The 14,320-nt window shown below is 69.0% G+C and carries 11 protein-coding genes; 9 read left to right on the forward strand and 2 right to left on the reverse strand.

The window, feature by feature from the left end; all coding sequences use genetic code 11:
* The 3 genes from ACOJSN_RS15090 to ACOJSN_RS15100 all read left to right on the forward strand — a co-directional run.
* Window positions 1–895 (forward strand): sugar ABC transporter substrate-binding protein (locus ACOJSN_RS15090; protein WP_420113315.1); only part of this gene is annotated, 895 nt, incomplete at its 5' end.
* Window positions 896–952: 57 nt separating this feature from the next.
* The gene (locus tag ACOJSN_RS15095) at window positions 953–2,542 is read left to right on the forward strand and encodes an ABC transporter permease subunit (RefSeq protein WP_420113316.1); all 1,590 of its coding nucleotides are present in this window, start codon (window positions 953–955) and stop codon (window positions 2,540–2,542) included.
* Window position 2,543: 1 nt separating this feature from the next.
* A complete protein-coding gene (locus ACOJSN_RS15100) occupies window positions 2,544–3,434 on the forward strand; it encodes a sugar ABC transporter permease (RefSeq protein WP_420113317.1) in 891 nt (296 codons plus the stop codon).
* A 3-nt stretch (window positions 3,435–3,437) separates the two neighbouring features.
* Here ACOJSN_RS15100 and ACOJSN_RS15105 read toward each other — a convergent pair whose 3' ends face one another.
* Both ACOJSN_RS15105 and ACOJSN_RS15110 read right to left on the reverse strand, forming a co-directional pair.
* Window positions 3,438–5,237, reverse strand: a complete 1,800-nt coding sequence (locus tag ACOJSN_RS15105; RefSeq protein ID WP_420113318.1) for a glycoside hydrolase family 13 protein — start codon at window positions 5,235–5,237, stop codon at window positions 3,438–3,440.
* A gap of 66 nt (window positions 5,238–5,303) precedes the next feature.
* Entirely contained in the window at window positions 5,304–6,923 is a 1,620-nt protein-coding gene (locus ACOJSN_RS15110; protein ID WP_420113319.1) for a DUF222 domain-containing protein, read from the reverse strand.
* A gap of 166 nt (window positions 6,924–7,089) precedes the next feature.
* On the opposite strand from ACOJSN_RS15110, the gene ACOJSN_RS15115 reads away from it, so the two are divergent.
* The 6 genes from ACOJSN_RS15115 (at window position 7,090) to ACOJSN_RS15140 (ending at window position 14,067) form a co-directional block, all read left to right on the forward strand.
* Entirely contained in the window at window positions 7,090–8,376 is a 1,287-nt protein-coding gene (locus tag ACOJSN_RS15115) for a deoxyguanosinetriphosphate triphosphohydrolase (protein ID WP_420113320.1), read from the forward strand.
* Between the two features lie 129 nt (window positions 8,377–8,505).
* On the forward strand, window positions 8,506–9,084 hold the full coding sequence (locus ACOJSN_RS15120) for an ArsR/SmtB family transcription factor (protein WP_420113321.1): 579 nt from the start codon (window positions 8,506–8,508) through the stop codon (window positions 9,082–9,084).
* Entirely contained in the window at window positions 9,081–10,487 is a 1,407-nt protein-coding gene (locus tag ACOJSN_RS15125) for an MFS transporter (protein ID WP_420113322.1), read from the forward strand. Before ACOJSN_RS15120 ends, ACOJSN_RS15125 begins: the two co-directional genes overlap by 4 nt.
* A 10-nt stretch (window positions 10,488–10,497) precedes the next feature.
* Entirely contained in the window at window positions 10,498–12,462 is a 1,965-nt protein-coding gene (dnaG, locus tag ACOJSN_RS15130; RefSeq protein ID WP_420113323.1) for a DNA primase, read from the forward strand.
* 92 nt (window positions 12,463–12,554) lie between these two features.
* Window positions 12,555–13,910 carry a hypothetical protein gene (locus ACOJSN_RS15135; RefSeq protein ID WP_420113324.1) on the forward strand — a complete coding sequence of 452 codons (1,356 nt, stop codon included), beginning with the start codon at window positions 12,555–12,557 and terminating at the stop codon, window positions 13,908–13,910.
* Between the two features lie 10 nt (window positions 13,911–13,920).
* The gene (locus ACOJSN_RS15140) at window positions 13,921–14,067 is read left to right on the forward strand and encodes a hypothetical protein (RefSeq protein WP_420113325.1); all 147 of its coding nucleotides are present in this window, start codon (window positions 13,921–13,923) and stop codon (window positions 14,065–14,067) included.
* Window positions 14,068–14,320: the final 253 nt, after the last annotated feature.

Raw genomic sequence — 14,320 nt, forward strand, 5'->3', positions numbered from 1 at the left:
CCTGGGCGCGACCGCGTCGGAGTTCTCCGAGGTGGCGGTCAACGCCTTCAGTTACGACGGCTCGAACTTCGGCGTGCCCTACGGCATCGAGAACATCGCGCTGGTCCGCAACGACGGTATGAGCGACGCCGAGCCCACCACCTGGGACGAGCTCGTCGCCGCGGGTGAGGAAGCCGGCGGCCAGTACCCACTGCTGCTGCAGCAGGACGCCGAGGGCGGCGACGCGTACCACATGTACCCGTTCCAGACCTCGTTCGGTGCCCCGGTCTTCGGCACCGACGACACGGGGTCCTACATCCCCGAGCTCGCGCTCGGCGGCGACGCCGGCGAGGCCTTCGCGAGCTGGCTCGCCGACAACGGCGCCAACGGCACCGGTGCGCTCGACGTCAACATCAGCGGCGACGTCGCCAAGGAAGCCTTCTCCAACGGCGAGTCGGCCTTCATGATCACCGGTCCGTGGAACATCGCGGACTTCAACGCTGCCGGCCTCGAGGTCTCTGTGCTCCCGGTGCCGTCTGCGGGCGGCGAGACCGCGTCCCCGTTCGTGGGCGTACAGGGCTTCTTCGTGAACGCCCAGTCCGAGAACCAGCTCGTGGCCAACACATTCCTGCTCAACTACGTGGCCACTCCCGAGGTGCAGACCGCGCTGTACGAGAGCGGCGGCCGCATCCCGGCGCTGACCTCGGCCGCCGATGCGATCGCCGCCGACGACCCGATCGTGGCGGGCTTCGCCGCGGCCGGCGAGGTGGGCGTGCCGATGCCGTCGCTGCCGCAGATGGGTGCGGTCTGGGAGTTCTGGGGCAGCACCGAGGCCGACATCATCTCCGGCGACGCCAGTGACCCGGCTGCCGCGTGGCAGACGATGGTGGAGAACATCGAAGCCGCCATCGGCTGACCTCAGCGCTCGGGGGCGTCGTAGGGGCGCCCCCGAGCTCACCCCTTTGGAGTCGTGATGAGCACAGTCGCCCCTCAGGACGACACCCCGGTGCGCGGCACCACCTCGCACGCGCGCGAGCTGAACGTCTGGTGGTTCGCCAAGCTCGCCGTCATGGCGGTGCTGAACGCTCTGACCTTGTACGGGATCTACTCCGCCTTCATGGTGCAGGAGTGGTGGATCCTCGCCTCGCTCGTGGCCATCCTGATCGCCCTCAACTGGGTGTACTTCAGCAAGCGGATGGTGCCGGCGAAGTACCTGCTGCCCGGCGTCGTCTTCCTGCTCGTGTACCAGGTGTTCACGATGGGTTACACGGCCTACATCGCGTTCACCAACTACGGCTCCGAGAACACGATCACGAAGCCGCAGGCGATCGAGCAGATCCTGTCCACGGGCGACGTGCGGGTGGAGGGCGCGCAGGATCTGCCGCTTGCCGTGGTCCGTGACGAGGACGGGGTGCTCGGTTTCGCGGTCGCCATCGACGGACAGGTGGAGGCGGGCACCGCGGAGACTCCGCTCGAGGTGGTCGACGGCGCCACGCTCGGTCCCACGGGTGCGCCCGCCGAGGTCCCTGGTTGGGTGGTGCTCGGACTGGGAGACATGGCGGCGTTGCAGTCGGAGATCACGTCGTTGCGGGTCCCGTTCTCGGATGACCCCGCCGACGGGTGGATCCGCACCCAGACCGGCACCGTGGGCTTCCAGTCCTCACCGCGCTTCTCCTACGACGAGAGCGCCGACGCCTTCACCGATGTCACCAACGGTGAGGTGTTCACACCGGACGACCGTGGCTTCTTCGTGGGGGAGGACGGCACTCGGCTGACTCCGGGCTGGCCGGTGACGATCGGCGTCGAGAACTTCTCCCGGATGTTCACCGACTCTCGCGTGAGCAGCGCCCTCCTGCAGGCAGGTGGCTGGACGTTCGCGTTCGCCTTCCTGTCGGTGGCCACCACGTTCTTCCTCGGCCTCTTCTTCGCGATGACCTTCAACCATCCGGCTGTGCGTGGTCGGAAGGTGATCCGGTCGCTGCTGATCCTGCCGTACGCCTTCCCGGGCTTTCTGGCCGCGCTGGTGTGGCGAGGCATGCTCAACGAGCGGTTCGGCTTCATCAACTCGACCCTGCTCGGCGGCGCGAACATCTCCTGGCTGAGCGATCCGTGGCTCGCGCGCTTCTCGATCCTGGCTGTCAACTTGTGGCTGGGCTTCCCGTACATGTTCCTCATTGCCACGGGTGCCTTGCAGGCGGTGCCGGCAGACGTCTACGAGGCGGCGAAGATCGACGGCGCCAAGGCGTTCCGGCAGTTCCGCTCCATCACCTTGCCGCTGCTGATGATCTCGGTAGCGCCGCTGTTGATCGCGTCCTTCGCCTTCAACTTCAACAACTTCAACCTCATCTACTTCGTGACCGGCGGCGGACCGAACATCCCGGGCCACCCGCTCGCGCTCGGCCAGACCGACATCCTGATCTCGGTGGTCTACAAGGTGGCGGTCGACGCAGGCACCAAGCAGTACGGGCTCGCCGCGGCGATGTCGATCCTCATCTTCGTGATCGTGGGCCTCGTGTCCTGGCTGGGCTTCAGACAGACCCGCAAGCTCGAGGAGGTGATCTGAGATGAGTGCCGTCGTGAACGACGCCCTGGGCACGCGGAAGGCAGCACGCCGGACCCGCTGGTGGCGCGACCTGTCCTGGCGCTACCTGGTCGCGGTCGTGGCCATCGCCTACGCAGCCTTTCCCATCGTGTTCGTGATCTCCGCGTCGCTGTCGCAGCGGGGGACCCTGAGCGGCACCTCGGGGCTGTTCACCTCGGTGACGACCCTGCAGTACGAGGCGCTCTTCCAGACGTATTTCGGCCAGTGGATGCTGAACTCGCTGATCATCGGCGGTGTCTCCGCGGTTGGCACGGTGCTGATGGCGGCGGCGGCGGCCTACGCCTTCTCCCGGTTCCGGTTCAAGGGCCGCCGCAATGCGCTGACGTTCCTGCTGCTGCTGCAGATGTTCCCGCAGCTGTTGGCGTTCGTCGCGATCCTCCTGCTGCTCCTGGCACTGGGGAACGCGATACCGGTCCTCGGACTCAACAGCCGGGCGGCGCTCATCGCGGTCTACCTCGGTGGCGCGCTCGGGGCCAACACGTTCCTCATGTACGGGTTCTTCAACTCGGTCCCGCGTGAGCTCGACGAGGCCGCTCGCATCGACGGCGCCTCGCACAGCCGGATCTTCTTCACGATCATCCTGCGGCTGGTGGCACCCGTGCTTGCGGTCGTGGCGCTGCTCAGCTTCGTCGGATCCTTCAGTGACTTCATCATCGCGCGCGTGGTGCTGACGCAGCAGAGTCAGCTGACGGTGGCCGTGGGGCTGTACCAGTTCGTGTCCGGCCAGTTCGATGCCCGCTGGGGCATCTTCGCTGCCGGTGCGGTGCTCGCCTCGATCCCGATCGTGGTGCTGTTCCAGTTCTTGCAGCGCTACATCGTGGGTGGGCTGACGGCCGGTGCTGTGAAGGGCTGACGCTCAGCGGGCCGGGTCGGTGGGCTCGGGCTGGACCGGTCGCACCCACACCGTGGTGTCGGTCGGCACAGCGAGGGCGCCGCTGAGCGTGTGCAGCAGCGGCCCGCTGGCGTGCACGAGCTCCACGCCGGAGGCCATCTCGACCGGCTTCTCGCCGAGATTGGCCACCACGAGCACGTCACGGTTGGCGAAGGCGATCACCGAGTCCTTGGCGCAGTCGTCGAGGCCGTCGACCCAGGCGAGCGAGCCGGTGCCGAGGCGGTACTCGCGACGCAGTCGCAGCGCGGCGCGGTAGGTCTCCAGGGTCGAGCCGGGCACGCCCTTCTGACTGTCGACGGCGTAGCTCGCCCAGTCCGTCGGCTGCGGCAGCCAGGTCTTGCCGGTCGGCGAGAACCCGAAACCGGGGGCCTCGGCCTCCCAGGGGAGTGGCACTCGACACCCGTCGCGGCCCTTCTCGGCGTGGTTCGTGCGGAACCAGGCCGGGTCCTCGCGGAGCTCGTCCGGGAGTGCCGTGTGCTCGGGCAGACCGACCTCCTCGCCCTGGTAGAGATACGCGCTGCCCGGCAGCGCGAGCATCAGCAGCGCTGCGGCGCGAACGCGGCGCAGGCCGAGCTCGGAGTCGGGCTGCGGGTCTTCGGCACCGATCCCGTTGGGTCCCTTGCCAGTGGTCGCGTAGCCAAGTCGCGAGGAGGCGCGGACCACGTCGTGGTTCGACAGCACCCAGGTGCAGGGTGCGCCCACGCCATCGGCGGCCTCGAGACCGCCGGTGATGGACTCGCGCAGCAGCGTGGCATCCCACGGCGTGGCCAGGAAGTCGAAGTTGAAGGCTTGCTGCATCTCGTCGGAGCGCGTGTAGGCGGCGATCTTCTCGGGACCATCGGCCCACGCCTCGGCGACGAGGCAACGGTCACCGTCGTACTCCTCGAGCACCCGGTGCCAGCGGCGGTAGATCTCGTGCACGCCGGGCTGGTCCCAGTACGGCGAGGGGCCGGGGTCGTGCGCGTCGAGGGCGTCGCCGCTGTCCTCGGCGTCCGGATCGTCGCTGCCGCTGACCATGTCGGTGCGGTGTCCCCAGTCGGGGAAGGTCTGGTCCTTGACGAGTCCGTGCGCCACGTCCACGCGGAAGCCATCCACGCCCCGGTCGAGCCAGAACCTCAGGATCGACTCCAGCTCCAGCCGCACCTCCTCGTTCTCCCAATCGAGGTCGGGCTGGGTGACGTCGAACAGGTGCAGGTACCACTGGCCGGGGGAGCCGTCGGCCTCCGTGACCCGGGTCCACGCCGGACCGCCGAACACGCTGCGCCAGTTGGTGGGCGGCTGCTCGCCATGCTCGCCCTTGCCGTCTCGGAAGATGTAGCGGGCACGCTCGGAGGATCCTGGGGCGGCAGCGAGGGCTGCCTGGAACCAGGCGTGCTCGCTGCTGGTGTGGTTGGGCACCAGGTCGATGAGCACCTTGAGGCCGAGCCGGTGGGCCTTCCCAAGCAGGGCGTCGGCGTCGGCGAGGGTGCCGAACCGCGGATCGACCTGCCGGTAGTCGGCCACGTCGTAGCCGGCGTCGTGCTGTGGCGAGGTATAGAACGGCGAGAGCCAGAGGGCGTCCACGCCCAGCCGCGTGAGATGTCCCAGTCGCGACGTGATGCCAGGCAGGTCGCCCAGACCATCGCCGTCGGCGTCCGCGAAGCTGCGCGGGTAGACCTGGTAGATCACCGCGCTGCGCCACCACTCGCGAGCGGTCGAGGCGGGGTGTACCAACGTGGTCGTGGTCAAGGCTGCGCCCGCGTCGAGGGGGTAAGTCGTCGTCACCGGTGCATTCTTCCTGCCTGCCGGATCGGCGCCAAATCACGGGCGCGGTCCGGTAGCTCGGTTCCGTCAGGACGCGCGCGCCAGCGCGCCTCCGAACCTCCATCTGCGGTGTGCGAGCGTCGGCTCGAGATGCCAGCGCCCGGCACTGTCCTGGACACAGCGCAACCGGCCGGCGTGGATCTCGGTGTGGCAGTGCTGACACACGGGGATGCCGTTGGTGACGTCGGTCTCGCCGCCGTTCGACCACCACACGGGATGGTGGATCTCGGTGAACCCGGGAGGTGCGTCGCAATACTGGTTGAGGCATCCGCCCGGATACGCGGTCAGGATCGCGCGGCGCTGGTGCGTGGTGTGCAGGCGTCGGGATCTGCCGAGCTTGAGCGGGAGGCCGTCCTCGTTGAGGACGCAGCCTTGCAGGTACCCGTCGCAGATGATCTTCGCGGCGACGTGGGCCGGGACGATCTCGCCCGATTGATCCAGCCGCGCCGTGCCGCCGCCGGTCTGGGCGTGCTCGGCGAGCTCGGACTCGCTGATCGTGACGACGAGCCCGGCTGGGCTACCTCCGACGGTCGGGGCGTCACCCAGCGCCATCGCCGAGGTGAGGAGGCCGAGCAGCGTGTCGGCCTGCCGCTGCGCCGTGGTCCGGTCGTCGACCTGCCCGCGCCGGGGCAACCGCGCGGACCCGGAGTCGGTGCGGAACCCGTCGTGACGCTCGCTGTCGACACCCTCGCTGACCGGGCCATCGACACGGCCGCCGAGCGGGCCATCGGCGAGGGGTGCCTCGCTCGCGACGCTATCCGGGTCCTGCGCGTGCGTGGGGAACAGGTCGTCGCGGAATCGGGCCTTGGCGCGGGGCGCGTTGTGGGCGTCCAGCGCGAGGCGGAGCGTCTCGCCCTGTTCGGGCGGCAGCAGCAGCTTCCCGACCCACATCCCGTCGGACCGTCGACCCAGCGTGAACGAACGCTGCCGACGCTGCTCGTCATAGGTGGGCTCAGGACCATCCGGATCGATCGCTGCCTGCCACGCGCGTGCCAGCGTTCCGAGTTGCGGCGGCGACAACGGTGTCAACGACACGGAGTCGCCCAGTGCGGCCAGGTGCGAGGTGAGGGACTCGCCGGAGGGGTCGCCGCACTCCTGCTCGTCGACCAGGCCGACCGCCGCGGCCACGAGTGCCCGTTCGGCCACGTCGAGATGCTCCGGGCGGGCACGGGCGGAGGCCTCCAGCAGATGCTGCCGGATCACACCGGCCTGATCGACGCTGACCAGACCGGCCCCCAACGCCTCCGCCAGGTGCGGTAGCAGCGGTGGAAGGACGCCCGTGGACCCGACACCCCGTGGGCTCGTGGCCTGCGCCAGCCGCTGCCACCGCTTCAGCGTCGGGCGGCTCACGCCGGTCAGCGCGATCAGCAGCCCGGCACCATCGCGGAATCCGCATCGTGCGGCGAGGGAGGATTCGGCTGCCGCGCATCGTTCCTGGGTCTGCACCGCATCGACCGTGCGCACCACCACGGCCTCACTCAGCCGGTGGATGCTGCCGACCAGCTCGGACGCCTCCAGCATCGGTTCGATCTCGAGGTCGGCCATCCCCGAGGCGTGTGCCGCGGCCTCGGCCAGAGCCTCCTGCGCGCGCCGCAGCAGTCCCACGAGGTGGCCCTCGTCGACGGCTGCTGCACGGGTCGCGTCCATGCGCCAAATCTATCGTACAGATGTTCACTACACAAGACATTCACCGCAGAATCTCAACGAAAACACGGCGTCCGGAGTTACTCGTACGCCTCCTCCTCGCACCGTATGGCAGGCCCCTGACATCGCCGGCGAACCGGTCGGGTCGGACAGGTCATAGGCTCGCCTCATGTCAGCGAGCGTCGAGATGCCGGAGCCCGGCTATGCCGACGCCGATGCGGAGCGGTGGTATCTGGAGGCCCCGAAGCGGGCAGGGCGCACGCCGTTCGAACGCGACCGCGCGCGGGTGGTGCATTCCTCGGCGCTGCGACGCCTCGGTGCCAAGACGCAGGTCCTCGGCCCCGGCAGCGACGACTTCGTGCGCACCCGTCTCACCCACTCCCTCGAGGTCGCGCAGGTCGGCCGCGAGCTGGGGAAGTCCTTGGGCTGTGACCCGGACGTGGTGGACACCGCCTGCCTGTCCCACGATCTGGGCCACCCTCCGTTCGGCCACAACGGTGAGAACGCGCTCGACCTGGTCGCGATGACGATCGGAGGGTTCGAGGGCAACGCGCAGACGCTGCGGATCCTCACCAGGCTCGAACCCAAGACGCTCACGGCTGAGGGCGTGCCGTGCGGCCTCAATCTCACGCGGGCCTCGCTGGACGCGACGACCAAGTACCCCTGGTTCACGGGCGAGGGGCCGGTCGGGACCGATGGCCTGGTGACCTCCAAGTTCGGCGTGTATCGGGAGGACGCGGCCACGTTCGCGTGGTTGCGCGAGGGGGCGCCGATGGGGGTGCGCTGTCTTGAGGCGCAGGTGATGGACCTCGCCGACGACGTCTCCTACTCGGTCCACGACGTCGAGGACGCGATCGTGCTCGGCAAGGTGGATCCGTGGGCGCTGCGGAGCGACGTCGCGCACGAGAAGGTCGTCACTCAGGTGCGCGACTGGTACGACCCGGACGTCACCGATGACGACCTCGGTGACGCGCTCGACCGCCTCCTCGGTCTGTCCTACTGGGTTCCCGGCTACGACGGCGGCCGGCTCGCGCTCGCACGGCTCAAGGACATGACCAGTCAGCTGATCGGTCGATTCTGCGACGCCGCTGCTGACGCCACGCGCGCCGCGTATGGCCAGGGACGGCTCGTCCGGTTCGACGCCTCCGTGGTGATCCCCGACGCCATCCTCGCCGAGATCGCGATCCTCAAGGGGATCGCGGCCGCCTACGTGATGGCGCCCCGCGAGGACGAGCCGGTCTATCACCGCCAGCGCGTGGTGCTCGCCGAGCTGGTCGAGGCGATCGGGGAGCGTGCCGAGCTCGCGCTCGAGCCGCCCTTCCTCGCCGACTGGCGAGAAGCGGCCGACGACGGCGCGCGCCTTCGTGTGGTCATCGACCAGGTCGCGTCGCTCACCGACCTCTCGGCGTACGCCTGGCACGCCCGCCTCTGCGGGGCCGTCTCGAACGACGCCTGAGCGATCCGCTCCCGCCGGGCAGGAGCTTCTGCCCGCTCTCCGGCCCGGTTCCGGGCATGACCTCCTGCTCGGCGCCGGACCGGGACGAGCACCTTGACAGAATGGTCGGGATGAGCCGACCATGCGGGAATGGCCGACCATCAAGACCAGCCCGAGGCTCCGCCGTCGACCCCTGACTATGCGCTCGAGGAGACGCTCGAGCTGGCCGACCCGAAGCAGTACCGAGCGCTGTTCGAGGACACGCGCAAGCAGATCGTGTCAGTGCTGCTGGAGCGTGCGGCCACCACGTCGGAGCTGGCCGAGGTGCTCGGCAGACCCAAGGGAACGGTCGGCCACCACCTCAAGGTGCTCGAGGAGGCCGGGCTCGTGCGGGTGGTCCGGACCCAGCGGGTGCGGGCGCTGGAGGCGAAGTACTACGGGCGTACGGCGCGCGTGTTCCTCTACCGGCGCGAGTACGAGGCGGTGGGCGAGGAGGAGCGGTTGTTCGCCCACGCCGCCGCGGAGATCGCCCAGAACCCCGAGGGCATCGTGAGCGCGAACAGCCGCTACGCGCGCATTCCGCAGGAACGGGCCGAGGAGTGGCGGAACCGGCTGGACGAACTGCTGCTGGAGTTCGGGGCGCAATCGGCCGAGGGAGACACGACCTTTGCGTTCGTGTACGGCGTCTACGCGACCACCCGTCCGGCGTTGCCGCGGGACGAGGCGTGAGCAGGGCCGTCGGGCGTCGCCCACTCGGTCCCAGCTACCGCAAGCTGTTCGCCTCGGCGGTCTCGGCGAACCTCGGTGACGGCCTGATGGCGATCGCCGTGGTCTGGCTGGCGTCCGCGCTGACCCGCGACGCGATGGTGATCGCGATCATCGGGCTGCTGTCGAGGCTTCCGTGGCTGGTGTTCACGTTGCCGGCCGGGGTGATCGCCGACCGGGTCGACCGACGGCGTCTGGTCGCCTGGATGGACGTGATCCGGTTCGCGCTCATCGCGATGTTCGGCCTGGTCGTGTTGCGGTTCCAGGATGGCGTCCCCACGCCCGAGGAGCTTGCCGCAGGTGCGGCGCCGCCGGCGAGCGCACCGGTGCTGCTGATCGCGCTGGGCGCACTCTCGCTGCTGCTCGGGTTCGCCGAGGTGCTGCGCGACAACACCGCGCAGACATTGATGCCGGCGGTCGTGGACAAGTCCCAGCTCGAGCGCGCGAACGGTCGGCTCTGGGGCGCCGAGACCGCGATGAACAACTTCGTGGGTCCCCCGCTGGGAGGCGTGCTGATCGCGATCGCGCTGGCGGTGCCGTTCCTCATCAACGCCGGCCTGCTCGCGGTCAGCGCGGCCCTGGTGTTCGCGATGGTGGGGAGCTTCCGGCCCGCCGGAGAACCACGCACCGGGAAGATCGCATGGCGCGCGGAGATCGGGGAAGGGTTCCGTTGGCTGTGGCGGCATCGGCTGCTGCGTCCCCTGGCACTGCTGCTCGGCGGTATGAACATGCTCAGCAGCATGGCGTTCGTGGTGTTGGTGCTGTTCGTGCAGGACGTGCTCGGGCTCTACGAGGGCTGGCAGTTCGGGCTGGTCACCACCGGCGTGGCGACCGGCGCGGTGATCGGATCGCTCGTCTCCGACAAGGTGGCCGAGCGGCTGACGCCGGGGACGTCCTTGTTCGTGGCGATCGTCGGCAGTGGCGTGGCGACAGCGGCGATGGCTCTGACCACCTCGGCCGTGCTGTTCTGGGTAGCCGGGGTGCTCTCCGGTGTGCTGATCGTGCTGTGGAACGTCATCACGGTGTCGTTGCGGCAGCGGCTGATCCCGGACCAGCTGCTGGGTCGGGTGAACTCGGTGTACCGGTTCTTCGGCTGGGGCACGATCTCGATCGGCACGGCGCTGGGTGGCGTGATGGTCACGGCCGCCGAGCCGCTGCTCGGGCGTGAGTGGGCGCTGCGGGCGCCGTTGCTGGTGGCAGCGGTGCTGACGCTGTCGCTGCTGATCTACGCGGTGGGCCGCGTGGGCACGCCGCAGATCCGGGCGGCCGAATCCGAGGCGGAGGCGGCTGGGGCCGACTCGAGCCAGCCCACCGACCAGGTGCCGCCTGTGGACGAGGGGACCTCCGCCGTCGTCGGTGAGGAATAGACTCCAGCCCATGGCAGGCCGGATACGCAGCGAGGACATCGCGGCGGTCCGGGAGAGGGCGCGGATCGAGGAGATCGTCGGCGCGCACGTCACGCTGAAGCAGGCGGGCGTGGGGTCGATGAAGGGGCTGTGCCCGTTCCACGACGAGCGCACCCCGAGCTTCCACGTGCGGCCACAGCTGGGGCTGTGGCACTGCTTCGGGTGCGGCGAGGGCGGTGACGTCATCTCGTTCGTGCAGAAGATCGACAGCCTCTCGTTCACCGAGGCGGTCGAGCACCTCGCCGGCCGTGCGGGCGTGCAGCTGCGCTACGAAGACGACGGTCGGGGCGGTCGACAGGGCCGTTCAGGGATGGAGCCGGGCAAGCGGCAGCGGTTGATCGAGGCGCACCGGGTGGCGGCGGAGTTCTACGTCGAGCAGCTCGAGTCGCCGGAGGCCGCGACGGCGCGCGCGTTCCTGTCCGAGCGGGGTTTCGACCGGGCGGCGACCGAGCCGTTCGGCGTCGGATACGCGCCGAAGGGCTGGGAGCCGCTGAGCAAGCACCTGCGCGGGCGCGGGTTCACCGAGGCTGAGCTCACGGCCTCCGGACTGGCCTCGCAGGGCAACCGGGGCGCTTACGACCGGTTCCGCGGCCGGCTCGTGTGGCCCATCCGCGACACCACCGGGAGCGTGGTCGGCTTCGGCGCGCGGCGGCTGTACGAGGACGACCAGGGGCCGAAGTACCTCAACACGCCCGAGACGCCGCTGTATCGGAAGGCTCAGGTCCTGTACGGGATCGACCTCGCCAAGCGGGAGATCGCCAAGCGCAAGCAGGTGGTCGTCGTCGAGGGGTACACCGACGTGATGGCGATGCACCTGTCCGGTGTGCCGACCGCTGTGGCGACCTGTGGCACTGCTTTCGGCTCCGAGCACGTGCGGGTGGTGCGCCGGTTGCTGGGTGACGGTGTGGGGGGAGCGGCGGGTGTGATGCTCTCCTCGGGCGCAGCTGTGGGCGGCGAGGTCGTGTTCACCTTCGACGGCGACGAGGCCGGGCAGAAGGCCGCACTGCGTGCGTTCGGGGAGGACCAGCGGTTCGCGTCACAGACGTTCGTGGCGGTCGAGCCCGGTGGGCTCGACCCGTGCGACCTGCGGCAGGAGAAGGGTGATGCCGCGGTCCGCGAGCTGGTCAGCACGCGTGAACCGCTCTTCGAGTTCGCCATCAAGTCGGTGCTGCGGCAGGTCGATCTCTCGACGGCGGAGGGTCGCGTCGCGGGACTGCGTTCGGCAGCGCCTGTGGTCGCCCGGATCCGTGATCACGCGCTGCGGGGTGAGTACGCGCGCGAGCTGGCCGGCTGGCTCGGGATGGACGAGGTGCCGGTGCGGCAGGCCGTGCAGCGCGCTGGGCGCAGCGACGGTGGTGGGGAGCAGCGTCACGAGCGGCGCGAGGATCAGCGCGAGGCGCCGCAGCCGGCGCGGCAGCAGGCTCGTTCCGACGACCCGGTGGTGCGGCTTGAGCGCGAGGTGCTGGTGGCGGTGCTGCAGCTCCCGCAGCATGCGCTGGCGGCCGGCTTCGACGACCTGGGCGCCGACACCTTCGCGGTGCCCGCGCACCGTGCTGTGCACGATGCGATCCGCGCCGCCGGGGGACTGGCCGCCTACGGCACGCTGGTCGAGGAGCTGACCGCTCGCGGCGCCGGCGGCGGGGCAGCTGCCCAGGCCGCCGCGCAGTGGGCGGACGGTGTGCGCGAGTCCGCAGGGCCGGTGGCGGCCATGGTGACCGAGCTCGCCGTGGCGCCGCTGCCGGAGGATCGGCCGGAAGCCATCGGCGGCTGGGCGCGCGGGGTACTGCTCGCGCTGATCCGGCTCGGGCTGAACCGCCAGATCGGCGAGGTGAAGGCGCGGTTGCAGCGCACCGAGACCGACGACCCGAGTTACCAGAGCACGTTCACCGAGCTCATCGGGCTCGAGCAGAAGCGGCGTGCGCTGCAGGGGGAGTAGTGGCGCGGCACCGATCGAAGCAGGCGTGTCCGCTTGAATCGTGACACAACGCGAGTAGTCTGCGCGGAACAACGCGAGAGGGATACGACGACGTGTCTGAAGAGAGTTGGAACGCTGCACGTTTGATTCCGACGTCCGGGATCGGAGGGTCGCAGGAACAGGAACGGCGAGCGACTTCGGCGCTGCTCGCCGTCATGACTGCGGTGAAGGAGTTCGGGAGAGCCGTCGTCAGTCCGCTCGGTGCCCCGGCCGGCGCGATCGAGACCTACGTCGAGGTGCCGTTCGAGTTCGAGTCGCGCGCCGCATTTCCGGACGGGTTGATCCGTGTGCGTCGCGGTAGCCGCGTGTGGACTGGGCTTGTTGAGGTCAAGACTGGAACAAACACACTTGACACCGCCCAGATCGAGACCTATCTCGACATCGCGAAGGCCGAGGGGTTCGACTGCGTCATCACGATCTCCAATGAGATCCCGCCGTCACCCGGAATTCATCCGGTAGCGGTCGACAAACGCAAGTTGCGCAAGGTCGACCTCCATCACGTCTCGTGGACAGAGCTTCTCACGCAGGCCGTCCTGCAGAAGGAGTTCCGCGGAGTTGCGGATCCTGATCAGGCATGGATCCTCGGGGAGCTCATCCGCTACCTCGAGCACCCGAAGTCGGGAGCGCTCTCCTTCGAAGACATGGGTTCTGGATGGGTCAAGACGCGCGAGGCTGTGGCCTCTGGCACTCTGCGTGCCAAGGATGCGCACGCCTCTGAGCTAGTCAGTCGCTTCGAGGCGCTCATCAGGTTTGCGTGCCTTCAGCTCGGCCGTCAACTTGGAACCGAGGTCACACCGCTGCTGACGCGACAGGAAGTCGCTGATCCGTACCTGAAACTGGAGAAGTCGCGCGCGCTGCTCATCTCCGACGGTGTTCTGCAGGCACGGCTGCGGATTCCGAGGACCGTCTCGCCGATGCAGGTGGATGTGAGCCTCCGAACGGGGCAGATTCAGTGCAGTTTCACCCTCGATGCGCCATCCCAAGGGCGGCCCGCAGCGCGCGTCAACTGGCTCGTCAGGCAATTGCGCGAGTCACCTGACCAACTCAGGATTGAGGCATTCGCGTTCCGGGCTCGGAGTGGCGCCGCCGCGCTTCTGAACGAGCTCCGGGATGATCCAACGCGCCTGATCTCGGACTCGAATCGTGAGCTCAAGTCGTTCGTCGTCACGGCGCTCTACCCCATGGGGACGAAGCGCGGGCGGGGCCGGGGAAGCTTTATCGACTCGGTTGTGGATGCGATCGAGACCACCTATGGGAACGTGGGACAACAATTGAAGGCGTGGTCTGCTGCGCCACCGCGCCTTCGATCTGACGACGACGTGGTTGTCGCACTCGACGACCCAGCAACATCGTCGACAGCGCTCTCGTCTCAGGATGCCGAACCGAAGCAGAAGCCCACGGCGGGGTAACAGGGGAGTAGTGGCGACGTACCACCGGGTGGGGTGCTTCCCGCCGCGTGAGCGCGGCGGGTACCTCCACGAGATCTGGGTCTCGTTCGACGCTGCGGCCGGCAATGTGATCGGAGTCTCGGAGGGATGGGGCTACCACAGCCACGGCGGCACGTGAGTGACCTCGCCGCGCGACCGCCGCCATGCCTACCGAGGACGTGTGCGCAGCTGATCTCGCTTGTGTGCGCTAAGCGAGAATAGTGCGTCGCTGTTCTCGGTTGGGGGCCGGGCCGGTGGCAGGCGAGGGTGAAGCCGCGCGCTGGGTCGGCGGCGGCTGCCTTGCTGTCGCTGCTCCCGAGTGATCCGATCGTGGACGTGCATGACGTCTTGCGGCTGACCGGTGCATCGGAGGCTCGCGCGTACGCCACCAT

The sequence above is a fragment of the Pseudactinotalea sp. genome (assembly GCF_048594945.1).
In the GTDB taxonomy this organism is placed as follows: Bacteria; Actinomycetota; Actinomycetes; order Actinomycetales; family Beutenbergiaceae; genus Pseudactinotalea.

What these genes read in the sequence shown, in the direction of transcription:
- ACOJSN_RS15120 (WP_420113321.1), top strand. Translation starts at nt 8,506, where the DNA reads ATGGCCGACCATCAAGACCAGCCCGAGGCTCCGCCGTCGACCCCTGAC.
- ACOJSN_RS15115 (WP_420113320.1), top strand. Translation starts at nt 7,090, where the DNA reads ATGTCAGCGAGCGTCGAGATGCCGGAGCCCGGCTATGCCGACGCCGAT.
- ACOJSN_RS15100 (WP_420113317.1), top strand. Translation starts at nt 2,544, where the DNA reads ATGAGTGCCGTCGTGAACGACGCCCTGGGCACGCGGAAGGCAGCACGC.
- dnaG (WP_420113323.1), top strand. Translation starts at nt 10,498, where the DNA reads ATGGCAGGCCGGATACGCAGCGAGGACATCGCGGCGGTCCGGGAGAGG.
- ACOJSN_RS15095 (WP_420113316.1), top strand. Translation starts at nt 953, where the DNA reads ATGAGCACAGTCGCCCCTCAGGACGACACCCCGGTGCGCGGCACCACC.
- ACOJSN_RS15110 (WP_420113319.1), bottom strand. Translation starts at nt 6,923, where the DNA reads ATGGACGCGACCCGTGCAGCAGCCGTCGACGAGGGCCACCTCGTGGGA.